Genomic DNA, 555 nt, shown 5'->3' on the forward strand with positions numbered 1-555 from the left:
CGCCACCAGCCTCGCCTGGGGCCTCTGGCAACAAACCAGCACCATGACCAGCCACCTCGACGAGCAGGATCTGGCGCGGTTGGCGCGCAACGCCATCGCGCCGATGTCGACGCCGGAGGCACTGGAGCTGTTCGACGCCGTCGGCGCTCCTCCGCAGCCGTTGCTGATGGTGTCGCCCCTCAACACGCAGGCGATTCCAGCGCACCCGGTCTGGCAGCGGCTGAGCACACAGCGGCGCACCGCCGCCTCCGTCGAGCAGGGTCCGCAGTTGGCGCAGCAGCTCGGTTCGTTGCCGCCCGCCCAGCGGTTCAACGTCCTGCTGGACCACATCCGCCGCCACATCGCGACGATCCTGGCCCTGCCCGGCGTGGACGCCGTCGACGCCCATCTGGGCTTCATGGAGCAGGGACTCGACTCCCTCACCGCCGTCGAACTGCGCAACCGGCTCGCCACCAGCACCGGCCTCACCCTCCCCGCCACCACCGTCTTCGACCACCCCACCCCCACCGCCCTCACCCACCACCTCCTCCCCCAACTCACCACCACCCCCGAACA

General features: G+C 70.5%; 1 protein-coding gene. It reads left to right on the forward strand.

Translation table 11 applies throughout. The features are described 5' to 3' along the window. Nucleotides 1–43: 43 nt before the first annotated feature. Nucleotides 44–555: acyl carrier protein (locus tag ABEA82_RS38605; RefSeq protein WP_345666432.1), on the forward strand; the 512-nt coding region annotated here is incomplete at its 3' end.

The sequence above is a fragment of the Streptomyces venetus genome (genome assembly GCF_039540295.1).
GTDB lineage: Bacteria > Actinomycetota > Actinomycetes > Streptomycetales > Streptomycetaceae > Streptomyces > Streptomyces venetus.